The sequence below is a fragment of the uncultured Duncaniella sp. genome (assembly GCF_910577345.1).
GTDB lineage: Bacteria > Bacteroidota > Bacteroidia > Bacteroidales > Muribaculaceae > Duncaniella.
This window is the reverse complement of sequence record NZ_CAJTMT010000041.1, coordinates 1-24,521: the sequence shown is the minus strand read 5'-3', so window position 1 is coordinate 24,521 and position 24,521 is coordinate 1. Positions and strand designations below refer to the sequence as shown.

Sequence of the window (24,521 nt, the reverse complement as noted above, 5' to 3'; positions counted from 1 at the left end):
CCCCGTCGCAGTCCCCGCCTCCCAGCAGATCTCAGAATAAATCCCTCGAATAGTTCTGAAAACATAAAATACAAGAATCCATAAATTACCTAAATAAACTCTTTTAGGTAATTTATGGATTCTTGTATTTTTATCTCTAAACCGCTTTAGCGGATTTCAACGCTGAAGCCGGGTTTGTCGAGGCAGTAGCATTTGGTGGCGAGACCTGCGGGAACGTAGGATGAGAAATCACATGCCTTCTGCGGCTCTCCCCAGAAGTGCATCGGGAAGAAATTGTCGACCTTGACTTTTTCAAGGAAGATTTCAGCTCCCTTGGCAAAATCAGCACCCATGCGGGCATCCACGGGGAACATCGCAATCTTGATTTCAGGAATAGCTTCGGCAATGCGGTTCACGATTGTCTTGAACTTCGCCTCGGCCTCCTCAATCTCACGTTTGGTGGATTCCTCGCTCCAATGCCAGTCATTGAGGTCACCGGCATGGAAAATGACTTCACCATCAGGAAGTGTGATGGCATAACTTACACCGGCATCGGTCGAACCGAAGGCCCTGACCTCCTTTGTTCCGGGAATCTGATCAATCACATCGCCGGCCGACATCCATGCGACAGATATGCCCTTCTTTGGAACGATCTTTGAGAAAATATCGTTGGAGAGGACGTATGTGCGCTTGCGCTCCTGTGCGAGTTCGAATATTGATGTATTGAAATGGTCGGGATGATGGTGGGACACAAAGAAGACGACATCCTTCGAGGGATTGTCCTTCAACACTTTTTCAAGTTTGCGGTTTGGATCCTTGTAGTAGTCAAACACCATGACGGCCTGCGGGGTTGTGACTGCAAACCCGCTGTGGTCAAGATATGTTACGGTAATCATAGCTCTGTATGTTTATTAATATATGTTTTACGAATCGGTTTGTCATTGATTACTCAACATATATTTAACACAGAGCCGGGCGACACTGTTCAATGGCGATACATCTTCAATATGCCGTCCTCAAAAACGAGATAGATACCGTTTTCATACATCCACACCTCGCGTATGAAGGCATTGTCAGCACCACGGTCTACTTCACGCGGAACACCGAGCGCAAGACGGCACTCTTCGCGGGTCATTTCCAACGCAACCTTTCCGTTGACAATCTTTTCCCACATATTGTCGGTTATCGAGGGGTATTTCAGACGGGGATCGGTAAAGGAGAATAACGCCGGAAACGAACGCGGTGTGTAGCCACGAGGACCGGGATGGAGAAATGCCCTTGCAGAAGTCCCCTTCTCATCCGTAAACGAGACCTTGATGGGATAAATGTCATTGCCCGGAGTCACTGAGTCGATGGTGACAGGCACAAACTGGCGCCCGTTGACGGAATTGTCCGTATCGTCGCGCCATGTACGGGTAAGGATATAATAACGCTGTCCGTCCATAAGCTCACGGGCCTCATCAACCAGACTCTCCTGAATTGTAAACGGTATCGAGAGTGACGACTGCTGCATCACCTTTGCGATTGGACGGTTGATGCGATAGACAAACACTCGTCCGTTGTCAGGCTCTGTCCGAAAACTTATATCGGTCACCGAAGTGCCGACAATCGAAGGAGCCTCCTTGGCTTCAGTAAATACGAGGGTCTTTCCCGCAAGTGAATCGTAGGGCGAAGCGGTAGCACCGAATATCAGGCGTATCTTATCGTCAGTCACCCTGAAGCGTTTACCCGGCCTCCACTCCGCGAGGCCCTCGTCGCTGACATTAGCAAGAAAGGTATCCTCGGGAGTGGTTATTATGTTTTCACGCTTCACATCCCGTTCACTCACACGCGGAGTATATTCCACGCCGGTGAAGCAGGCTGTGAGAAAGATGGTAAGAAGTATTGCGGGTAGAATTTTAAGCCGGGAATATGTGTTCATTTCGCTTGTCAAGAAGGAGAGTAGTTAGAAATCAGAGTCGGTCAAAGTTCAAGGAGCTGTATCATACTTCAATATTTCTGTTTTTTTGATACAGAAGTAAAAAAGTGCATAAGAAACAAAAGATATATTTTTTTGTAAGATTGAGAGTTACCTTTATATCCTTTATTACAAAATTCTTTTGTCTCTTATGCTCTTTTGTGCTTTTGTATCTCTTTTGTCGAGTTAATACAGTTCCTTGAAGCTTAGAGCATTATCACTTCGGTTCGATGCCAAGATTTTCAAACATGAATGAATACATGTCGGTGTATTCCTCAAGCACCTTTGCAACGGGCTTACCGGCACCATGTCCGGCCTTGGAATCAATGCGGATAAGCTTGGGAGCATCGCCGGTATCCGAAGCCTGAAGAGTTGCGGCATACTTGAACGAGTGGGCAGGAACAACGCGGTCGTCATGATCGGCGGTGGTCACGAGGATTGCGGGATAGGGAGTGCCGTCGTTCTTGATATTGTGGATGGGTGAGTATTCGAAGAGATACTTGGCCATCTCAGGCGAATCGGCGCTTGTACCGTAGTCAGAGGCCCAGTTCCAGCCGATGGTGAAGAGATGGTAGCGCATCATATCCATCACACCCACACGGGGGATAGCAACTTTGAAAAGGTCGGGACGGAGATTGACCGTTGCACCGACAAGCAGACCGCCGTTGCTGCCACCTTCAATCGTAAGATAGTCAGGAGAAGTCCAGCCCTCCTTGATGAGATACTCGGCTGCACCGATGAAGTCGTTGAAGACGTTCAGCTTGTTCATCTTGGTTCCGGCCTCATGCCATGCCTCGCCATATTCGGAACCGCCACGAAGATTGGCCTGCGCATAGATGACACCGTTTTCGAGAAGGAACATGCGGTTGGCGGAGAAGCCGGGAGTGAGCGACACGTTGAAGCCTCCGTAACCATAGAGATAAATGGGATTCTTTCCGTTGCGCTCAAGGCCCTTCTTGTAGGTGAGGAACATAGGCACCTTCGTACCGTCGGCCGAGGGATAGAATACCTGCTCGGTAACATATTCGTCAAAGTTCACGTCCTTAATCTCAGGCTGGAAGAGCAGACGGCTCTCGCCGGTCTTTGCATCGTAGGCATATTGTGCGGAAGGTGATGTGAAAGAAGTGAAGGTGTAGAAAACATCCTCGGGATGCTTGCGCTCGGTATAGAGACCGACCGAACCGTAGCCGGGGAGCTTCATGTCGCCCTCTTTCTTTCCGTTCATGTCATAGATGGCAACCTGGTTGGCAGCATCCTTCTCGTAGGTGAGATAGAGCTTGTCGCCTGAGAACTGTGCGGATGAGAGGACTCCTTCAGCCTCCGGAACGAGTTCCTTCCAGTTCTCGATTGAAGGATTGGCAAGGTCGGCAACCATAAGGCGGTTTTTGGGAGCTCCATAGGAGGTGAGGATATAGATTTTGTTGTCAATGACATCAATAACACCGTTGCTGTATTCCTGTGTCGGAGCCATTGTCACCCATGCACCATTTTTGCGGACCTTGAGTTCGTTGCCGACACCCTGACCTCCTACACTGACAAAGAGAACAGGCTGCGACTCAGCAACATCGGCCGAGTGGAAATGGAAGGGATGTGCGGGGTCGCTGAAAGCGACAGTATCGTCGGACTGCGGAGTACCAATCTTGTGGTAATATACAAGGTGGTTCTGGTTAGCGTTGGAGAACTCCTTACCCTCCTCAGGGACAGGATAGGCGCTATAGTAGAAACCATCGCCATCCCACGATGCACCTGTGAACTTAGCCCATTTGATGTGGTCAGGAAGCAGTTCCTTGGTCTTTGTATCCATCACATAGATTTCGGTCCAGTCACTGCCACTGCGGCTGATAGTGTAGGCTGTATATTTGCCATCCTTTGACTGGAACACGCCTGTGAGTGCCACAGTTCCGTCATCGCTAAGTTTGTTGGGGTCGAGGAACACCTCGCGCTCCTCGCTGTCGAGAGTCGGCTTGCGATAAAGGACAGACTGGTTCTTAAGACCATCATTCTCATAGAAATAGAACATTCCGTCGTTGTCACGGTAGCTCAGACCACGCTTAAGATAGTTGTTAAGGTCGGTCAGACGTGAGTTGATTTTCGAGCGGAAGGGTATCTGAGAGAGATAAGCTTCGGTCACCGCATTCTCAGCCTCCACCCATTTGAGCGTTTCGGCAGCGGTATCATTTTCGAGCGGACGGTAATTGTCGGGGACAACCATACCGAAAATAGTGTCGACTGTGCCGTCGGACGGCGCGTCGGGATAGGCAAGCTGCTTATGCTGCGAACAGCTGCCAAGAGTGCCAAGAGCCATAGTGGTCATGAGCGAATAGGCTAAATTGCGTGAGATTGACATAAGAGATTATTGAAGAAATGTGACTTATTCCCACAAAATTAATACTTTATTTCCAATATTAGTACTTTATTTCCAATCCACACTGTAATCTTCATTATTTTTAAGAAAATTCCGAGCCGATGGCATATTCCCGCCATACGCCATCACGATTGATGCACAAACCCTATAAAACGGCTCAGATTGTAATTACAGTGCTTGAAATTCGTAAATATCAGAAAGGCACATAAAGCCGGAAGGTCAGAAGATACAACAGATTAATCTCAAACAAATTACACGTCTGTTGCTTTTGTCTATCTTGTTCGTCTGTATCTCTTTTAACCGGATTTTCAGATTGACCGTATAAAATGACAAAATCGCTCTTCCCCTGATTGGGAAGTGCGATTCCATTTTTCTGAATATTATGAGATTTTGTCTGTGGATAGACTTAAAAAATCGGGACGGGTCTGAACGTCGGGGGCTTTTTCGGCACTATTGCCGGTTTTCGGCTCGGAGTCATTTCCATTGGCGTTCAATGTCCCATTGTTATCTGTGAAATGATGTCTACATTACCGGATTCTATCAAATCTCGTGGTAGTGTTCGCTGTCATTTACACGATACATGAGGGCTGCTGATTCGCAATACCACTCGATGGCTTTCTTTACCATTTTTGTTACTTTCATAATGCGTTCATTTTAAAAGTTAAACATACATGGGAATAATTAAAATTTCCAACTGAAGGCGCCGTGATTAACTTACGCCTTTACAAGTACTTTTCCGTGGCTCATTTCATCTCGTCGTAATCACGGAGGCTGCAGTCGCCTGTTGTGCGGAAGCAGTCACGCTCGCCGAGTGAGCGGAGGATGTGGTGAACATCTGCCTTGAGAACCTTAAACATGTTGGTCATAGTTGCAGAATTTTTAAATTAAACCTATTAAAAACAATCTTTACCTTTGGTGAAGCCTCCGTGGAAGCGGCCCATCTCTATGGTCTCCGGAGTGACTTCCCTTTTGACTTGCGTCACTTAATAAACAATCGAATACGCTGCAAAGTTAGGGCTATTTCTTGAATTTATGCCATAAAAACATGTTGTTTAACATAAAATCGATGCGAAAAGGCTCTCATTCCGCGCTTTTAACAATGTTAATTAAAAGTGTTAAAAGCATTTTATCCCAAGTTTATAAAGCAGATATTTCGCATTTATCCAATTTTTCCTTAGTTTTGCACATATAAGAACAACCTGAATCAACCCTTCGCCCATGCTGACAAAAATAAAATTTGAGAACTTCACAGCCTTTACGCGCACAGAAATAGAATTCTCAAAAGGAATTAATATTCTTATCGGAGAAAACGGCTCCGGCAAGACCCATGTGATGAAAGCTCTCTATTCAGCCTGCTGCATGATAGACGAGAAGGAGGATCGCACATTTGACCAAAAACTCACCGCCGTATTCCGGCCGAATTCAATATCAAGGTTAGTCCACAGATCGCAGGGGCGAAGCATCGGGAAAGTTGAGGTGTACCGTCGTAACGACAATGACACACCTGAGCAGCAGGACCGCATGATCTCATGTAAAATATCTTCCGCAGCCACATCGCTGAAACGCAGATGGAGCGAGGACAAGCGAAATCCTGCAACATACATCCCCGTCAAGGACATGCTTGCCAACGCTCCCGGCTTCCGTTCGCTATACAACCAAAAGCACATCGGATATGAAGAAATATATGCCGATATAATCGACCGCGCGCTGATTCCACCATCCAAAGGCAAACCGACTATGGCTCGTCGTGAACTGCTGAAAATCCTCAGTGATGCAATCTCCGGCAGAGTCATTGAGAAAAATGAGACTTTTTATCTTAAAAACAGTAGCGGCGAATTGGAATTCCCCCTCCTTGCCGAAGGGTTTAGAAAGCTCGGCCTCCTATACACCTTAATTATTAACGACTCTCTTACAAGCGGAAGCATCCTGTTTTGGGATGAACCGGAGGCCAATCTCAATCCTAAACTTGCAAAAAAGGTTGTGGAAGTACTGCTGAAACTTCAGCGCATGGGGGTGCAGATTTTCATAGCAACCCATGATTATGTACTTCTTAAGGAATTCGAGATGGCGGCAGAGACGGATGACAAAATCTCATACCACTCGCTTTGCCTTACTGATAATGGCATCAGCCATGAATCGTCCGACACCCTTGCCGGTCTTTCCTGTAATCCAATCCGACAAGCCTACGAAGATATTCTTGACAGACAGCTCTCCAATTTCTAAACACCGGTGCCAATGGAAATAACCACTGACGGCTTTACCTTCGATTTTCCTAAAGCAATCAATGTATTCAAGTTTGACGAAGAGAATAAGTCTCTTCCGACTTTCCATGGGGCTTCCCACGCCATGATGGGCGTCGATATAATGGTGGAACTGCCGGATCGCCACCTTTTCATCGAAATCAAAAACCCGAAAAACGGTGCGGCGGACTACGCTCCTAAGAAGAAATGCAAGGAATGTGGACACAAGGAGAATCCGACAGCGACACTCGTCTCAAATCTGACACGCAAATGCCGTGATACATGGCTCTATCGTTTTTGTGAAGACAAAGTTGACAAACCATGTCACTTTATATGCTTGATCACCCTGGACGACGCCATGCTCCTGCAAATTCTGACATTGCTCCGCAACACCACTCCTGACAAAATTCCTGCACGATGGAAACACCATTTCATTGAATCTGTCTCCGCTGTCAATCCGGCAGCATGGGAACGAAATTTTTCAAAGACTTACGGCACCTGCAAGAAAGCATAAAACTGCACATCATCCTGCAAGTTGGTCACTTCTGTATCTCGGGGAAGCCGGGGGTTGTCCGGATATTGTAGGTGGAGTCGGATGTAGCCATCGTGACGAGGAGTGCTTCAACTCCATTGACCCTTGATAGCATTGCGACAGCGCTGTCGGCAAGCATTGCCATGCAGGCTGTGGCGTAGGCATCGGCGAGCATTGCCGATGGAGCTATGACAGTCGCCGACAGTAAGTCGGTATGGGCCGGTCGACCGTCAGCCGTACTGATTGTATGCCAGACGCGTCCGGTTGAAGTCTGTTTGAAATTTCTGTAATTGCCAGAGGTGGCCACTCCGCAGTCCGTCACAGCCATTACAGCCATGCGCGAATGGACGACCGTGGTGTCATTCTCAATCGGGGCATCGACCATTATGTGCCAGTCATCTCCACGGGAATTCTTGCCGCCCATCGCTATCTCCCCTCCTATCTCAACCATGAAATCTGAGCAACCGTTACGCCGGAACATCTCCCCGACAAGATCACAACCGTAACCTTTGGTAATAGCCGAGAAGTTGAATTCAGTCTGCGGTGTCTTGCGGATGATACACCCTGCAGAATCAATGGAACACTCGGAAATTCCAACGGTAGACATGACACTGTCTATCATCTCCTGCGTCGGTTCCACTCCGGAATTTCGATAGCCGAAGCCCCAGAGATTGATGAGAGGAGCGACTGTCGGGTCAAATCGTCCGGCACTATTAACGTTGACATCCTGCGATGCAAGAAATATACGTCTGACAAGTGAATCAGCCACTACACATTCTCCACGGTTGACGCGTGAAATCAGCGAACTGTCGTTGAATGGCGACAGCGACATCTCAACCTGCTTCATGACCGCAATGACTGAATCACGAAGATCGACAGGTGAGTTGTATATTATATTATAGGTGGTATGCCACACGCTTCCTTGCAAAGAACGGTAGTTCTGACGCTGACCGCATCCAATGAATAATAGGGGGAAAAACGAAATCGAAAGTGCAAGAAAAACATCTTTCAAAGACAAATTTTTCATATTTATAATAAATTTTCTTCAAATTTACTGAAAAATTTCAGAATTAATAAATATTTTTGCCCTTATGAAGTGTTATAAGTTAAGCGACAATCGGATTCATGCATCAGGGTTGTGCGCCGTTATGTTTACTCTACTAAAAACTAACAATAATTTCACACACTTCAAATTCACTTAGGATGAAAAAGCATTTGGTACTCCTCTTTCCGATTGTCGTGGCATTATTCACTTACTTCTTATGCCGCCCGAAGGCAAACGCACAAACTATCGATAATTCGAACGCTGAACAAACAGCAAACAAAGATATAATTAATATGGAAAAAACTTATGTATTTCTTGCCGATGGTTTCGAGGAAATCGAAGCCCTCGCCACAGTAGACCTTCTCCGCCGTGCCGGCATTGAGGTTGAGACCGTATCAATCAACCCGACACTTGCTGTTCGTGGCGCACACAATATTGAAGTCGCAGCCGACATACTCCTTGAAAATTGTCCCGAGGGTGCGCGCATGTATATCGTTCCCGGCGGAATGCCCGGTGCTAAACATCTGGCCGAGAATGCCCGCGTGTGTCGTCTGTTGAGCGCGCAGCACAAGGCCGGAGGCAAAATAGCAGCCATCTGCGCAGCTCCGGCTGTTGTCCTCGCGCCCCTCGGCATCATCGACGAATATGAGGCCACCTGTTATCCCGGTTTCGAAGAAGGCGTGACCGCCGGCGGAGCACACCACAAGAATCAGCGTGTGGTAGTCGACCGAAACGTCATCACCGCCAACGGCCCCTCCTCGGCAATCCCGTTCGCCCTCTCGATTATCGAGGCTCTTAAAGGCCAGGACGCAGCCGACAAGGTCGCCGAAGGAATTCTCCTGTAGTTACAGGCAATTGCAAACGCATTAAAAAATCAACAGACTTATCTTCCGGTCTTACAATGATGACGGAAAATAAGTCTGTTGATTTTTTATGTATCTGACTGTCGCTACGCCCGCGTATTAGCCTTTGAGGGCTGCGAGAGTCTGCTCGATAGCCTCAATCTTCGTAGTAGCGTCGGAGAGTTTCTTGCGTTCGGCCTCGACAACCGCTGCGGGAGCATTATTTACAAAGCGCTCGTTGGAAAGCTTCTTCTCTACCGAAGCCTTGAAGCCACGGAGATAGTCGATTTCCTTGGTAAGCTTGGCGATTTCTGCCTCGATATCCATATTGTTGAGCAGAGGGATGTTGAACTCGGTTGTGCCTACCATGAACGATGCGGCAGCAGGATCCTTCTCAGTAACCGTAGCTATGCCTGAAAGATTGCCGAGCTTGACAGCCACGGCCTCCATCGGGATAGAGGCATTGACAATATTAAGCTGCAGAGCATCGCGGGCAGGAATGTTGCGCTGGGCACGGACTCCGCGCACACCGTTGATTACTTCCTTGACCATCTCCATCTCGGCAAGAATCTTCGCGTCGGGCACACCGGCAACAGGCATCGAAGCATACATGATTGACTCACCCTCGCGGCGGTCTCCTAAGTGCTGCCAAAGTTCTTCGGTGATGAAGGGCATGAAGGGATGGAGCAGACGGAGGAGCGAATCAAAGAAGCGGATGGTAGCCTCATATCCTTCGCGGTCGATAGGCTTCTGATAGTCGGGCTTGACCATCTCAAGATACCATGACGAGAATTCGTCGCGGAAGAGACGGTAAGCAGTCATGAGAGCTTCCGAGATACGGAACTTATCAAACGAATCGTTGATTTCAGCCACGGCTTCCGAAAGTTTGGCCTCAAACCACTCGACAGCCTTACGCGAACTTTCGGGCTGTTCGATTGTCGGGTCTACTTCCCAACCCTTGACGAGACGGAAGGCATTCCAGATCTTGTTGCAGAAGTTACGGCCATTCTCGCAGAGTTTCTTATCGAAGAAGATGTCATTGCCGGCAGGAGCTGAAAGCATGATACCCATGCGGACACCGTCGGCACCGTAGTCGGCGATGAGTTCGAGGGGGTCGGGTGAGTTGCCGAATTGCTTTGACATCTTACGGCCGATTTCGTCGCGGACGATACCGGTGAAGTAGACGTTGTTGAACGGCTGCTTGCCCATGAACTCATATCCGGCCATAATCATTCGGGCAACCCAGAAGAAGATGATGTCCGGACCTGTCACGAGGTCAGATGTGGGATAGTAGTATTTGATTTCCTCGTTATCGGGTTCAAGAATACCGTTGAAGAGCGAGATAGGCCAGAGCCATGAAGAGAACCAAGTGTCAAGACAGTCCTCATCCTGACGGAGATCGGCGGCAGTGAGCGCGGGATTCTTCTCCTGAGCAAGACGGAGAGCCTCATCGGCATCTTCGGCAACCACGAAATCGCCGTCGGGGAGATACCACGCGGGCACACGGTGCCCCCACCAGAGCTGACGCGAGATACACCAGTCGCGAATGTCGGTGAGCCAGCGGTCGTAGGTAGCCTTGAATTTGTCGGGGACAAACTTGATTACACCTTCATCAACTGATTTGAGTGCCGGTTCGGCAAGCGACTGCATCTTGAGGAACCACTGTTCGCTGAGACGCGGCTCAGTGACTGTGTCCTGATTACGTTCCGAATAACCGACCTTGTTCTCGTAGTCCTCAATCTTCTCGATAAGGCCTGCGGCTTCAAGATCCTTGGCAATCTGCTCACGGACAGCGAAACGGTCCATGCCAACATACATTCCGGCAGCCTCACTGATGGTAGCGTCATCGTTGAAGATGTCGATTGTCTCAAGACCATGCTTCTCACCGAGCATATTGTCGTTCATATCATGGGCCGGAGTCACCTTGAGGCAACCTGTACCGAACTCAATGTCGACATAGTCATCCTCGATTACAGGAATCTCGCGGTTCACCAGAGGAACAATCACCTTCTTGCCGCGAAGATGCTGATTCTTCGGGTCAGCGGGATTGATACACATGGCCGTGTCACCCATGATTGTCTCGGGACGGGTGGTTGCCACGATGGCATAGCCCTCCTCTCCGACAATCTTATAGCGGAGATAGTAGAGCTTCGAATGTTCTTCCTTGTAGACAATCTCGATGTCTGAAAGTGCGGTCTTTGCCTTGGGGTCCCAGTTGACCATACGCTTGCCACGGTAGATGAGGCCCTTGCGGTAAAGGTCGACGAACACCTTGATGACGCTCTTCGAGCGGATGTCGTCCATAGTGAAGGCCGTGCGCTCCCAGTCGCAGGAAGCACCGAGTTTCTTGAGCTGTTCAAGGATGATGCCACCATGCTTCTCCTTCCATTCCCAGGCGTGACGGAGGAATTCCTCTCGGGTGAGGTCGCTCTTGCGGATACCTTCCTGCGCGAGCTTGTTGACGACCTTTGCCTCGGTTGCGATGGCTGCATGGTCAGTTCCGGGCACCCAGAGGGCATTCTTACCCATCAGACGTGCGCGACGCACGAGGATGTCCTGAATGGTATTGTTGAGCATGTGGCCCATGTGTAGGATACCGGTCACATTTGGCGGCGGAATCACTATGGTGTAGGGTTCACGTGCATCGGGTTCGGAGTGGAAGAGGCGGTGCTGCACCCAATAGGCATACCATTTGTCCTCCACTGCACGGGGATCATATTTCGTGGCTAATTCTTCCATAAAATATCGGTGATATGAGTGGTTGTATTTTAAATAATGTGCAAAATTACAAAATTTCACCGAACCCGCTGAGAGTTAGGATGGATTTTTTGTAATTTTGCACCCCGAATCAAGGAGCATCCTTACCTTCCGACATGACAGACACTTCAATCAGATATTCCACACTCTCCAACGGTATGCGCCTCGTTGCGCGTGCCACAAGTCTCCCGGTCGAACACTGCGGAGTCATCATCAACGCGGGCAGCCGCGACGAAGGCCCCGAGCTGCACGGCCTCGCCCACTTCGTCGAGCATACGATATTCAAAGGGACAGGCAGTCACAAAGCCGCCTACGTCCGAGACCGCATGGAACTCGTCGGGGGCGAACTGAACGCCTATACGACCAAAGAAGAGACAGCTATCTACTCAACTTTTCCTGCCGGACACCTCAACCGCGCGCTTGCGCTGATTGCCGAGATGGTGACTGATGCCAATTTCCCCGACACCGAACTATCGAAAGAGAAACTCGTGGTTGGCGAGGAGATTGACACCTATCTCGACACTCCTTCGGATGCGATATTCGATGACTTCGAAGAGATTGTGTATGAAGGCTCACCTCTTGCCCATAACATCCTCGGCACACGCGAATCACTGGCCCGCTTCACGTCGGCCGACTGCAGGCGCTGGCTTGAAGAGCGCTTCACACCCGGTCGCATGGTGTTTTTCTATTCCGGGCTGACCGACCCTGATAAGGTCTTCAATCTCGCTGACAAATACTTCCGAGGACTGACCCGCCCCGACACCGCTCTTGACCGTGCGGTTCCTCCGGTCAACGCCCCATTCGAGCGCATAAATGACTCCCGCGAGTCGTTCCAGGCTCATACCATCATCGGGACACGCATTCCAGGGCTTCTCGACCCGGGGCGTCTTGACGTTGCATTGCTTGCCAACATACTTGGAGGTCCGGGAATGAATTCGCTCCTCAACGTGGCACTGCGCGAACGCTACGGACTCGTCTACAGTATCGACGCATCAACCTCACTGATGAGCGACAACGGCCTGCTGACCATCTATTTCGGCTGCGATCCCGACGACGTGAAGCGATGTCTGCGCCTGACGGAGCGCGTCATTAACTCGCTCACCGACACAGCCATCTCCGAGCGGAAACTCGAAGCGGCAAAGCGACAGTTTATCGGTCAACTGACAGTCGGTTCTGTCAACTCCGAACAAGTAGCCATCTCGATGGGGCGCAGTGTGCTCTACCGTGGCTATGCCCGCACACTCAGCGAGACAATTGAAGGCATCAACACAATCACCCCCGAGAGTCTCCTCTCTGCCGCCCAAGCCCTCCGCCACAGTTCCCGACTGACCTTGAAGTGACATCTCGGAATAAACATTCCGCTTTATTTTGGGTTGAAAAAGAATAAGTTGTATATTTGCAAAAACAATAATTCATGCGTAGACCAAAGATTGTGGATATGATATCGAAAGCCATGAAGGAAATTGCACCTGATGCAACAACTATCCTCTATGGTTCGGAAGCCCGTGGGACTGCCCGCGAGGATTCTGATTTCGACATCCTTGTTCTTCTTCCTGACAACAATTCAAAAGAAAAATCTTTTGCCAAACGCAAACTTGAAATCTTCGACAGGCTTTATGAGATTGAACTGGCCCGCAATGTCATGATTTCTCCACTTATCCTACTAAAAAGCATGTGGGAGCAACGCCGAACGCCATTCACTTGCAACGTTATGAACGAAGGAATAATAATATGACAACCATCCTTGATCCTGAATCCCGTAACGCTTTAATAGACTATCGTCTTCAAAGGGCAACCGAAACTTTGGAAGAAGCTGACTACAATGCCAAGGGGAAGTATTTTAATACCGGAGTAAACCGGCTTTACTATGCAGCTTATTACGCTGCATCAGCTCTCATGCTTGCATACGGTCTGGAATGTTCCACTCATGCAGGAGTCAAAAGCATGTTGTCATTGAATTTCATCCGCAAAGGACTTCTATCCCCTGTATATGGGAAAATCTTCATGAGCCTTTTCGAAAACCGCCAGTCTGGCGATTATGAGGACTTTGTTTATTGTGATGCAGAGCTTTACAACGATTTAAGGCCCAAAACTGAAGAGTTTATCAATGCATTAAAAATTCTGATTAAATCCTCGGGAAACAAGGATTGAAAAGTGCAATCCAAAGGGGCATATTTTTTAGCTTAATCAATCAAAGGAAATCATATCCGGTTAGGGGCCATTTTTGCCAATATCACACTGTATCATAGATGGATTAGGATGGCTATTCAAACTTTATTTTCTTTTTTGAGAGATTTTGGTTATCTTTGTGATTGCAAAAATCACTTTAACGGAAAATAATGAAAATCAAAGGTCTTTTACTTGGTCTTTTGCTCTGCTTAGGCATCAGTTTCGGAGCAAAGGCCGATACATATTTCCCCTATCCGCTCATTCCGGACTCTATCAACATCTTTCAGAAACGCTGCGACTATCTCGCACGGCATTTCTGGGATTTCTGTGATCTGAAGAAAGCTTTTTCTGCCAAAGCGAAGATGGCCCAGGAATTCAACGTCTACATTTCAGTGCTGAAAAATGCCACTCCCGACTCTGCAATCGCATCTGTGGTCCGCTTCAATAAAGCACTCGAGAAGCAGCCTGCCGACCAGCTTTTCATGGCCGAGTGTGCGGAGAATCTGCTCTACGGCGACACTGCTGAAGTATGGATTGACGAACTCTATCTGCCCTTCGCCCATGCAGTGGCCTCCAACAAGCGCATCGACAAGGCATCAAAGGCCCGGTTCGCCCATCAGGAGAAAATTCTAAAGAACTCTCTTGCCCGTTTCCCGGCACCATCCCTACCCTACACTACCCGCGAAGGACAGACCGGAAACCTTGACAATGACTCGGCTCAGGTAGTAGTGGTATTCTTTAACGATCCTGACTGCAGCGACTGCAATCTCGCCCGTATCCGTCTCGATGCCGACATATCAATGACCGAACTTATCAATGAAGGGAAGGCGAAAGTCGTATCCATCTCTCTGACCGAACCCACACCCGAATGGAAAGAGGCCGTGGCGTCCTACCCGGCCACATGGGTCGTAGGCGCCAATCCGGATGCCGACATGACAATCGACCTGCGTCTCGGTACTCCGGAATTCTACATTCTGGACAAGAACCACAACATACGCTTCAAGCACCTCGACATAAACCAGGTGCTCGACGTGGCGCGTCAGCTTAAGAAACGCTGATAGCATCCACCTCAAATCCATCAAAATTTAGCGACAGGCAACAACGAATCACATTAGATCATGAGCTGGTACAATTCAACCCCCGTCAACTGCTTCATAAAGCTGACCGGATATACCTACACCAACCTTGCGCGCCTTTTCATGCGCCTATTTGTCGGGGTCATGCTCCTCCAGTTCGGCATACGCCATCTGGTCAACTACAGCGAACTCTGCAATTCATTCCCGACGGTGCTCAACATGTCGTCGGAATGTTCGCTTATCATCATGATTATCATCGAGCTTGTCTGTTCGCTGCTGATAATGATGGGATTCCTGACGCGCCTCAGTGTCATCCCGCCAATCTGCGCGATGATCGCGGCTGAATACTACATCCTCCACGACATGGTCCCCAACCTCCCTGTCTACGGTCTCGACAGCACTGATCCGGGCTACCTTCCCATCATGTTCATCGGAATATACATCTACATCCTCATAGCCGGAGCCGGTAAAATCTCCCTCGACTATTTCATCTCGCTCTACATCATCGCTCAAAAGGGCAAATACGAGGAAGAGGAACTTGAGGATGTCTGACATGTAACCCCACCATATACCGCTCTATGAAAATTGCAGTATTGATTTCAGGAGGAGTCGACAGCGCTGTGGCAGTAAGGCAACTGCTCGACGAGGGTCATGACCTCCACCTTTTCTATATACGCATCGGCCTTGACAACGGCGAGGGCGACTGCTCGGCTGAGGAGGATATTGAGATGTGTACCTACATCGCCCGCCTCTACGGCCTGCCGTTCGACGTCGTGTCGCTTCATCAGGAATACTGGGACAATGTGATGGACTATGCGCTCCGCACTGTCCGCGAGGGTCTTACCCCCAATCCCGACATCATGTGCAACAAGATGATCAAGTTTGGGTTCTTTGAACAGCGCTGGGGCCACGAATTTGATAAAACGGCAACCGGCCACTATGCCACTACCCATGAGATTGACGGCCTCGTCTATCTCGGGACGGGTGTGGACCGCGTGAAGGACCAGACCGATTTCCTCTGCCGCATCTCCTACGACCAGCTCAGCCATCTCATCTTCCCCGTCGGGTCGCTCCCCAAAGCGAGAGTGAGAGAGATTGCTGTGGAATCACGGCTGCCCAACGCATTCCGCAAGGACAGCCAGGGCATCTGCTTCCTCGGAAAAATCAACTACAATGACTTCATCCGTCGTCATCTCGGCGAACGTCCCGGCCCGATAATCGAGCTTGAAACCGGACGCAAGCTCGGCGAGCACCGTGGCTTCTGGTTCCACACCATCGGCCAGCGCAAGGGACTCGGACTGAGCGGAGGCCCCTGGTATGTGGTCAAGAAGAATGTCCACGACAATGTCATCTACGTCTCGCAGGGCTACGACACTGAAAAGCAGTATGGCAAGCTCCTCCACCTCGATGAAATGCACTGGATCACACGCGACCCCTGGCCGGAAGACTGCAACGAAGTGGAAATCACATTCAAGAACCGCCATTCCCCCGACTTCCTTCCGGCACGTCTGAGCCGTATCGAGGGGAAAGAATATATCATAGAATCAGCCGTCCCCGTCCAGGGCATAGCTCCGGGGCAGTTCGGCGTCATCTATGACCGCGATGCTAAATTATGTTACGGCAGCGGCATCATCACCGGCCGAAACGTTATGAAAATGTAGTGTCTGACCAAAACACAACCAGATGGCAGAAAACGACGACAGAGTAAGACTCAAAGTGATGGGTCTCTCCTACAGCCAGATACAAGCCGGTGCCTACGCTCTGATTCTCGCGCAGGTGGGCGGCCCTTATCGCATACCGGTGGTTATCGGAGCCGCCGAGGCCCAGTCCATTGCCTTGAAAATGGAAAGCATCACCCCTCCACGACCCATGACCCACGACATCTTCGTCAGTTTTGCCCATGCTTTCGGCGTAAAACTGGAAGAGGTGTTCATCTACAAATTCGAGGACGGCATCTTCTCATCGGAAATGACTTTCTCGGACGGAGAGCGCACCGTCACCATTGATTCCCGCACGAGCGATGCCATCGCAATCGCCATGCGCACCGGCGCGCCAATCTTCACCACTCCGGAAATTCTTGATGAAACAGGTTTCGAGATGGAAATCAAGGAAGAGGGCGATGGTGACCACGAGCCTGATTCCGAAGAGGATTCCATGACCGCCAATCGGGAACCCCGTCTGGAAAACTATGCCATCGAGGAACTCGAAAAGACCCTCCAGAAACTGATTGAGCGCGAGGAATATGAGGAGGCGGCTCGAGTGGCCGACATCATCAAACGCAAACGCGGTGAACAATAGCTTTCCCATATCAGTATCGCCACATTCCTTCAACATGAATCTATACATATATTCCTGAAACTAACATACCACAAAAAACTACCTTGCCATGATTAAAATCCGACCCATAGAACTACGTCTGGCCCTCATGAACTTCCTGGAGTTCGGCGTATGGGGTGCCTACCTCATCTCGCTCGGCAATTTCCTCTACTCCATCGGCCTTGAAAAACAGATCGGATGGTTCTACACGGTGCAGGGCATCGTGTCGCTCTTCATGCCTGCTGTCATCGGCGTTCTTGCCGACCGCTACATACAGGCACAGCGTATGCTCAGCCTCTGCCATATCCTTGCCGGATGCTTCATGGCGGCTGCCGGCATCTACTGTCTCACCACCTCACAAGTAGAATTCGGCCCGCTGTTCAGCCTCTATACCCTTTCGGTAGCATTCTTCATGCCCACAATCGGCCTCGGCAACTCCGTGGCGTTCAACGCTCTCAACCGTGCCGGGCTCGACACCATCAAGCATTTCCCGCCCATCCGTGTATTCGGAACTGTCGGCTTCATCTGCGCCATGCTCTTCGTCAACTTCACCCAGTTCCAGACCAATGCATGGCAGCTCATCACCTCAGCCGTCCTTAGCTTCATACTCGCAGCCTACGCGCTGACCCTCCCGTCATGTCCGGTCAAGAAAGGCGAGAAGAGTTCCATCTCCGATGTCCTTGGGCTGAAGGCTTTCAAGCTCTTCAAACAGAAGCGCATGGCCATCTTCTTCATATTCAGTATGCTCCTCGGCGTGTCGCTGCAGATTACCAATAGCTACGGCAACACCTTCATCACCTCCTTCTCGGAGATTGCCGAATTTGCCGACACATGGGGTGCCCACAACGCCAACGCCCTCATCTCCCTCTCGCAGATGAGCGAAACCCTCTGCATCCTCCTCATCCCCTTCTGTCTGAAGCGCTTCGGCATCAAAGGTGTGATGCTCATGTCAATGTTCGCATGGGTGCTCCGCTTCGGTTTCTTCGGACTCGGCAACACCGGCGACGGCCTTTGGCTCCTCGTCCTCTCCTGCATCGTCTATGGTATCGCCTTTGACTTTTTCAATGTGTCAGGCGGACTCTATGTTGACCAGGAAACGACCAAAGACATCCGCAGCAGTGCCCAGGGCCTTTTCATGATAATGACCAACGGCATCGGTGCTACCGTCGGAACTCTCTGCGCGCAGGGCATCGTGAACCACTTTGTGTTCTCACAGACCACTCCCGAAGCACAACACGCAGGCTGGGAGACCTCATGGTTTATCTTCGCGGCATACGCGCTTGTCGTAGCCGTTCTCTTCATGTTCATCTTTAAAGACAGCAAACAGCAACCATCGGCCACGGAAGTCAAGAAGGATCTTGACACCGTCAACTCAGGTGCCGACGGAATGATCGACGAATGATACAATTTTTTGCCCCTGACATCACGGAGACTCTTGAGCTCCCCGAAAGCGACTCGCACCACGCAGTGAAAGTGCTGCGTATGCGCGAGGGTGACGAACTGCAGGTCATCGACGGACGCGGGACGGCATATACCTGCCGTCTCGCCGATGCTCACCGCAAACATGCAGCCGTAGAAATCATCTCATCCACCCCAATGCCACTCCCCTGGACTCAGCAACTCGCCGTCGCCGTTGCCCCGACCAAGCACCTCGACCGCATGGAGTGGCTTGTGGAGAAAATGACGGAAGTCGGTGTCAACACCATCATCCCCTTGCTCTGCGAACGCAGCGAACGCCGGGAAATCAAGACCGAGCGTCTTGAAAAAATAGCGGTCTCGGCCATGAAACAGTCATTGAAGGCGACCCTACCGACCATAATGCCCATGACTCCGCTGCGCGAGCTTATAAAAATTATGCCCGACGCACAGCGTGTCGTAGCCTACTGCGACCCGTCCATTCCCCGCGTGGATTTTGCCCAGACCTACGAAGCCGGACGCGACACCCTCATCCTCATCGGTCCGGAAGGGGATTTCTCACCGTCAGAAATCAAGATGACACTCGATGCCGGTTTTCGCCCCGTCACCCTCGGCTCAAACCGACTCCGTACCGAAACCGCCGCCCTCTACGCCCTCTCCGCCTGCCACATCCTTGACGATAAATTAATGCAGTATACATAATTCATGATGCATGATGCAGGATTCTTGATGCATAATTCATGATGCATAATGCTCATAAGCTGTCCCCAAAAACCTATTTGGCCTATTAGCCCTATTAGACTTATCCCTCTATACTCTATACTTTACCCTCTATACTAAAAATCCCTCTATACTAACAATGCTGTTCTCCGAATATAGCTCTCAGCCAATGTTCTTCCTTTTCGCAGGTCCCTGCGTGATTGAAGGCGAGAAAATGGCTCTTGACATAGCCGAAAAGCTCGTTGAAACCACCTCAAAGCTCGGTATTCCCTACGTATTCAAAGGCTCCTACCGCAAAGCCAACCGCTCGCGTCTCGATTCATTCACAGGCATCGGCGACCATGAAGCCCTGCGCATCCTCTCCAAAGTCCGCGAGACCTTCGGAGTGCCCGTTGTGACCGACATCCATACTGCCGACGAAGCAGCAATGGCTGCTGAATTTGTCGACGTCCTTCAGATTCCCGCCTTCCTCTGCCGACAGACCGACCTCCTCGTCGCCGCAGCCCGCACAGGCAAGGCCGTAAACATCAAAAAAGGACAGTTCCTCTCCCCCGAGGCCATGCAGTTCGCCCTACAAAAAGTGCGCGATGCCGGAAACAATAACGTAGCCCTCACCGAACGTGGCGTTAGTTTCGGTTATCAGGACCTGATTGTCGACTACCGTGGAATACCCGAGATGCAACGCTTCGGTGCTCCGGTCATCCTCGATGTGACCCACTCACTGCAGCAGCCAAACCAGTCGGCAGGAGTCACAGGCGGTCGTCCCGACCTCATCGAGACTATTGCCCGCGCAGGTGTGGCCGTTGGTGTCGACGGTCTGTTCATGGAGACGCATCCCGAACCGTCAAAAGCCAAGAGCGACGGAGCCAACATGCTCCCGCTCGACCAAATGCCCGAACTCCTCCGCCGCCTCTGCATCCTCCGCGAAGCCGTCAACAGCATCTGACAAAGGGGAAGGGCACATAACGACATAAGGGCATAAGAAACAAACGTTTATCATCAATCGGCCATCTATGACCCGGTCAGCATGATAAAAATTTTGTTTCTTATGCCCTTATGTCGTTATGTGCCCTTCCCCTCAGTCAAAATTCAGTGGATTGTCAAAATAATTTACACATTTGCATTTCATCCGGACAGCCAAATTACTATACTACAACCAAATACATAAAAACCGCAAATTTCCACACTATCTTTGCAGTACAACAAACTTCAAAGACTTCATCACAGTGAAACTCTACTACATCCTCCACTCCATGCTCGCCCAGAAGGGAGCCAACGCCATCAAGATTATCTCCGTGGCCGTCGGGCTTCTCGTGAGCATCCTCGTGTTCTGCCGTCTGGACTACAATTACAGCTACGACACCTGCTTTCCCGACCGCGACAACCTTTATCAGATTTCTATGAAATACGAAATCAATGGCCAACCGATGGGACCGTTCAGCAATTGTCCGGGCAAACTTGCCGAGGGAGCCATTGAAGCGCTCGGTGATGAAATCGTGGCAGCGACTGCAATAGGACGCATCGGCCTCCCGGATCTTTTTAACGGTGAACACCGCATAGACATCCGTATTATAGGTACCGATTCACTCTTCTTCGAAACATTGGGACTGGAGGTGATTCTCGGCAATCCAAGCGTCGATTTCGCCACACCATATACATTGTATCTCAACGAATCGACCGCACGGCAGCTCTACGGCGACGAGAACCCAATCGGCAAAACCCTGACATTTGACGGGGAAGGCTCGGTGACGGTCAGTGGGGTGTTCCGCGACCTTCCCGAAAACGTTACGGTCAACAGAATGGAGGGACTTCTGTCACAACCCTCGTCAAAAATATATCAAAACCGCCGGCAATGGAGAGGAGCCGACAACTGGCCCATCTATTTCCGCATGAAACCCGGCAGTAAGCTGACCGAAGAGGAGATAAACAACCGGCTAAATGCCATGTATCAGACCCATGTCCCGGATTCGGATGAATACAAGACAGTCGTAATAGCCAAGTCCATAGGCCGGACATACCTCGAATTTGAGTCCGTAAAGCGCATGAACCTCATCCTCTGGATTCTCGGTTTGTCACTGCTGCTCATGACCACCCTGAACTATGTCCTCATCACTATAGCCTCGCTCAGCCGCCGCGCCAAGTCAATCGGTGTCCACAAATGTTCCGGAGCCGGAGGCGTGACAATCATGGGGATGTTCCTGTGGGAAACAGTCATTATACTCCTGTGTTCCATCGTCCTGATGATTGCACTTCTGTTTCTGTTCGAACCCCTTGTCAATGAAACGCTCGGCATCTCGATTTCCGACATCTTTGCCACCGGAAGGCTTTGGGTACCGCTCTCGCTGCTTGCATTCTTCTTCCTCGTCGGCGGATTGCTTCCGGGGCGCATATTCTCGCGCATCCCGGTCACCCAGGTGTTCCGCCGCTTCACCGAGCGCAACAGCGCATGGAAACGCAGCCTGCTCTTCGTCCAGATCGCCGGAGTTTCGTTCATCTGCTCACTCCTCGTGGTCATCAGTATGCAATACCGCGAGGTCCTCGACCGCGATATGGGTTTCAACTATGACCGCCTCGCCTACATCTCCATGCCTTACAATTTTGACTATGAATCGTTTCAATCAACCCTGCGGAGTCTGCCGTACATAGAAAAATTCTCAACCTCCGAGACCATGCCTCTCTGGGGATATTCCGGCGAGATGGTCTATTCGGAAAATGGAAACGCCGTTCTCTTCAACACCCGAAGCGAGTGGGTCGGGAAAGGCTACCTCGACCTCCTCGGGATAACCCTGTTGAAGGGGCGTGAGATTGAGGCTGACGATGAGATTATTGTCTCCGAAGAGTTTGCCCGCAGTTATGGCATCCTCGATGACCCAATCGGCAAAACCGTCAAGGTCAGTGGCAGCAATGGCGAAAATTCCAGGATTGTCGGTCTCGTCAACGACTATGTCCTCCGCGGATTCACCAATGAAATCACCCCGATATGCCTTTCTTCGGTGGGAAACCGTGTGCCGAGCATCACTCTGCGCCTCAAAGAGCCATTCGACCAAAACTTCACTCGATTTACCGATTTCCTGGCGGAGACCTATCCGCGTTACGATTTCAATCCTATCAAATTGGAAGATGTGGCACGGGAGCTATACTCAGACATCCGCATGTTCCGCACCTCGACAATGGTTGCAGCCATAGCGCTCATCTTCATATCCCTGATGGGACTCGTTGGATTCTCGCGCGACGAAGTCCAGCGCCGCAGCAAGGAGATTGCCATCCGTAAGGTCAACGGAGCCGAGGCAATCGACATTGTCAACCTACTCCTCGCCGACGTTCTCCGCATCGCCATCCCCGCCATAGCCATAGGCACACTCTGCGCCGCCTACATAGGCCATCTCTGGCTCGAAAACTTCACCGTCACCGCACCACACCTCTGGTTGTGGTATCTACTTGCAGCCCTTGCAGTCCTCATCCTCGTCACCGCCTGCATCCTCGCAATCACCCTCCGCGTCGCCAACGAAAACCCCGTCAACAGACTAAAAGCAGAGTAAAAGAAAGGAAAAAGAGGCTAAGGCTGATAGATTTAGGAGGCTTGATTGATAGGCCTGATAGGAAATAAGCCCAATAGGTCTAATAAGTCTAATAAGGCTAAGCCCAATAGGGCTAATAAGTCTAATAAGCCTAATAAGACCAATAGCCTAAAAATTCCCAGCCTCCCTCCGCCCCTATTGGGCCTATTTGACTTATTAGGCCTATTGGGCTTATTCCCTATTAGCCCTATTAGCCCTATTAGGCTTATTAGCCCTATTTGACTTAAGCCCTATCCCCTCAAAACTAAAAACTAAAAACTAAAAACTCCCTATGCTAAAAACCTCCGCCCTCTCAAAAACCTTCCGCACCGACGAAATCGAGACTGTCGCCCTCAACGGAATCAACCTCGACATCAAACCCGGCGAATTCATTGCCATCATGGGTCCCAGCGGATGTGGCAAATCCACCCTCCTCAACATCCTCGGTCTCCTCGACAACCCCACCTCCGGAAGCTACACCTTCGAAGGCAAAGAAGTCGCCGGACTCCGCGAACGCGAACGCGGACAGTTGCGCAAAGGCCGCATAGGCTTCGTGTTCCAGAGCTTCAACCTCATCGACGAAATCGATGTGGCCCACAACGTCGAGCTCCCCCTCACCTACCTCGGCCTCAGCCGATCGGAACGCCGCAAGCGCGTAGACGAAATGCTTGCCAAAGTCAACATGACCCATCGCTCACGCCATCTGCCGCAGCAGCTCTCCGGCGGACAGCAGCAACGCGTCGCCATCGCCCGCGCACTCGTCACCCGCCCCTCCCTCATCCTCGCCGACGAACCCACCGGCAACCTTGACTCACGCAACGGACAGGAAATCATGGAACTCCTCTCGACCCTCAACCGCGAAGGCACCACCATAGTCATGGTCACCCACTCCGACCGCGACGCCGCCTACGCCTCACGCATCGTCCACCTCTTCGACGGCTCCATAGTTGCCCAAGTCCGCGAAAAATAGTAGATTTGCATCAAAACAATGCATAATGCAGGATTCATAATGCATAATTCATGATGCATGGTTCATAACGCCCAAGCCCCTTTAGTCCTCCCCTTATCATCCCACCCCCCTCTAAAAACTAAAAACTAAAAACTAAAAACCAAAAACCAAAAGCTAAAAGCTAAAAACTCACAACTGACAACTGACAACTAAAAAATTTACCCTTCATCCTTACTACTTTATACTTAAAAAATGACCCTTCTCGTCGTCGATGACAACCGCTCGGTCCTTGCCGCAGTCAAACTCCTTGCCGAGATAAAATTTGACCGCGTCATCACCACCACCTCACCTTCGCGCATCCCCTCCCTCCTGCGCGAAGAAACCCCTGACTGCGTACTCCTCGACATGAACTTCACCTCCCCCGTCACCAACGGCAACGAAGGCCTCTACTGGCTCAGTGAAATCCGGCGCATCTCCCCCACAACGCCCGTCGTCCTCTTCACCGCCTACGCCGAAATCGAACTCGCCGTCCAAGGCCTCAAGGAAGGAGCCGTCGATTTCATCTCCAAACCCTGGAACAACGCCCGCCTCCTCCAAACCC

21 protein-coding genes are annotated in these 24,521 nt (G+C 50.5%); 16 read left to right on the top strand and 5 right to left on the bottom strand.

The genetic code is table 11. The annotated features are described in order from the left end of the window. Nucleotides 1–146: 146 nt before the first annotated feature. The 3 genes from QZ310_RS12660 to QZ310_RS12650 all read right to left on the bottom strand — a co-directional run bounded on the left by QZ310_RS12660 (nucleotide 147) and on the right by QZ310_RS12650 (nucleotide 4,241). The gene (locus tag QZ310_RS12660) at nucleotides 147–875 is read right to left on the bottom strand and encodes an MBL fold metallo-hydrolase (protein WP_297073423.1); all 729 of its coding nucleotides are present in this window, start codon (nucleotides 873–875) and stop codon (nucleotides 147–149) included. 89 nt (nucleotides 876–964) lie between these two features. Continuing rightward, nucleotides 965–1,900 carry a hypothetical protein gene (locus QZ310_RS12655; RefSeq protein ID WP_297073422.1) on the bottom strand — a complete coding sequence of 312 codons (936 nt, stop codon included), beginning with the start codon at nucleotides 1,898–1,900 and terminating at the stop codon, nucleotides 965–967. A gap of 253 nt (nucleotides 1,901–2,153) precedes the next feature. Further along, nucleotides 2,154–4,241 (bottom strand): prolyl oligopeptidase family serine peptidase, encoded by a 2,088-nt coding sequence (locus QZ310_RS12650; RefSeq protein ID WP_297073424.1) that lies wholly within the window; start codon nucleotides 4,239–4,241, stop codon nucleotides 2,154–2,156. A gap of 1,278 nt (nucleotides 4,242–5,519) precedes the next feature. On the opposite strand from QZ310_RS12650, the gene QZ310_RS12645 reads away from it, so the two are divergent. After that, complete coding sequence (locus tag QZ310_RS12645) at nucleotides 5,520–6,524, top strand: AAA family ATPase (protein ID WP_297073420.1); 1,005 nt, start codon at nucleotides 5,520–5,522, stop codon at nucleotides 6,522–6,524. Nucleotides 6,525–6,536: 12 nt separating this feature from the next. After that, complete coding sequence (locus QZ310_RS12640) at nucleotides 6,537–7,055, top strand: hypothetical protein (protein WP_297073418.1); 519 nt, start codon at nucleotides 6,537–6,539, stop codon at nucleotides 7,053–7,055. A gap of 25 nt (nucleotides 7,056–7,080) precedes the next feature. Here the strand turns inward: QZ310_RS12640 and QZ310_RS12635 are convergent, their stop codons facing one another. After that, the gene (locus QZ310_RS12635; RefSeq protein WP_297073416.1) at nucleotides 7,081–8,100 is read right to left on the bottom strand and encodes an FAD:protein FMN transferase; all 1,020 of its coding nucleotides are present in this window, start codon (nucleotides 8,098–8,100) and stop codon (nucleotides 7,081–7,083) included. Between the two features lie 311 nt (nucleotides 8,101–8,411). On the opposite strand from QZ310_RS12635, the gene QZ310_RS12630 reads away from it, so the two are divergent. Beyond that, a complete protein-coding gene (locus QZ310_RS12630; RefSeq protein WP_297073414.1) occupies nucleotides 8,412–8,963 on the top strand; it encodes a DJ-1 family glyoxalase III in 552 nt (183 codons plus the stop codon). A 117-nt stretch (nucleotides 8,964–9,080) separates the two neighbouring features. Here QZ310_RS12630 and QZ310_RS12625 read toward each other — a convergent pair whose 3' ends face one another. Then, a complete protein-coding gene (locus QZ310_RS12625; RefSeq protein ID WP_297073412.1) occupies nucleotides 9,081–11,699 on the bottom strand; it encodes a valine--tRNA ligase in 2,619 nt (872 codons plus the stop codon). 134 nt (nucleotides 11,700–11,833) lie between these two features. On the opposite strand from QZ310_RS12625, the gene QZ310_RS12620 reads away from it, so the two are divergent. From QZ310_RS12620 to QZ310_RS12560, 13 genes are all read left to right on the top strand, one after another. Then, entirely contained in the window at nucleotides 11,834–13,057 is a 1,224-nt protein-coding gene (locus tag QZ310_RS12620; RefSeq protein ID WP_297073409.1) for a pitrilysin family protein, read from the top strand. A gap of 74 nt (nucleotides 13,058–13,131) precedes the next feature. Further along, complete coding sequence (locus QZ310_RS12615) at nucleotides 13,132–13,452, top strand: nucleotidyltransferase domain-containing protein (protein ID WP_297073407.1); 321 nt, start codon at nucleotides 13,132–13,134, stop codon at nucleotides 13,450–13,452. Then, nucleotides 13,449–13,868, top strand: coding sequence for a HEPN domain-containing protein (locus QZ310_RS12610; RefSeq protein WP_297073405.1), 420 nt, complete (start codon nucleotides 13,449–13,451; stop codon nucleotides 13,866–13,868). The genes QZ310_RS12615 and QZ310_RS12610 overlap by 4 nt, the downstream gene beginning before the upstream one ends. A gap of 188 nt (nucleotides 13,869–14,056) precedes the next feature. After that, nucleotides 14,057–14,944: a DUF5106 domain-containing protein gene (locus QZ310_RS12605; RefSeq protein ID WP_297073401.1), complete on the top strand. Its 888-nt coding sequence runs from the start codon at nucleotides 14,057–14,059 to the stop codon at nucleotides 14,942–14,944. A 60-nt stretch (nucleotides 14,945–15,004) separates the two neighbouring features. Next, the gene (locus QZ310_RS12600) at nucleotides 15,005–15,514 is read left to right on the top strand and encodes a DoxX family protein (protein WP_297073399.1); all 510 of its coding nucleotides are present in this window, start codon (nucleotides 15,005–15,007) and stop codon (nucleotides 15,512–15,514) included. A 26-nt stretch (nucleotides 15,515–15,540) separates the two neighbouring features. After that, nucleotides 15,541–16,623, top strand: a complete 1,083-nt coding sequence (gene mnmA / locus QZ310_RS12595) for a tRNA 2-thiouridine(34) synthase MnmA (RefSeq protein ID WP_297073397.1) — start codon at nucleotides 15,541–15,543, stop codon at nucleotides 16,621–16,623. A 22-nt stretch (nucleotides 16,624–16,645) separates the two neighbouring features. Next, nucleotides 16,646–17,260 (top strand): bifunctional nuclease family protein, encoded by a 615-nt coding sequence (locus QZ310_RS12590; protein ID WP_297073394.1) that lies wholly within the window; start codon nucleotides 16,646–16,648, stop codon nucleotides 17,258–17,260. Nucleotides 17,261–17,348: 88 nt separating this feature from the next. Continuing rightward, nucleotides 17,349–18,680, top strand: a complete 1,332-nt coding sequence (locus tag QZ310_RS12585; RefSeq protein ID WP_297073392.1) for an MFS transporter — start codon at nucleotides 17,349–17,351, stop codon at nucleotides 18,678–18,680. Then, a complete protein-coding gene (locus QZ310_RS12580; protein WP_297073389.1) occupies nucleotides 18,677–19,396 on the top strand; it encodes a 16S rRNA (uracil(1498)-N(3))-methyltransferase in 720 nt (239 codons plus the stop codon). The genes QZ310_RS12585 and QZ310_RS12580 overlap by 4 nt, the downstream gene beginning before the upstream one ends. 157 nt (nucleotides 19,397–19,553) lie before the next feature. After that, on the top strand, nucleotides 19,554–20,360 hold the full coding sequence (kdsA, locus tag QZ310_RS12575) for a 3-deoxy-8-phosphooctulonate synthase (RefSeq protein ID WP_297073387.1): 807 nt from the start codon (nucleotides 19,554–19,556) through the stop codon (nucleotides 20,358–20,360). A gap of 280 nt (nucleotides 20,361–20,640) precedes the next feature. After that, nucleotides 20,641–22,953 (top strand): FtsX-like permease family protein, encoded by a 2,313-nt coding sequence (locus tag QZ310_RS12570; RefSeq protein WP_297073385.1) that lies wholly within the window; start codon nucleotides 20,641–20,643, stop codon nucleotides 22,951–22,953. 310 nt (nucleotides 22,954–23,263) lie between these two features. Continuing rightward, the gene (locus QZ310_RS12565) at nucleotides 23,264–23,941 is read left to right on the top strand and encodes an ABC transporter ATP-binding protein (protein WP_297073383.1); all 678 of its coding nucleotides are present in this window, start codon (nucleotides 23,264–23,266) and stop codon (nucleotides 23,939–23,941) included. Between the two features lie 231 nt (nucleotides 23,942–24,172). Next, on the top strand, nucleotides 24,173–24,521 hold a 349-nt coding region (locus QZ310_RS12560), incomplete at its 3' end, for a response regulator (RefSeq protein ID WP_297073381.1).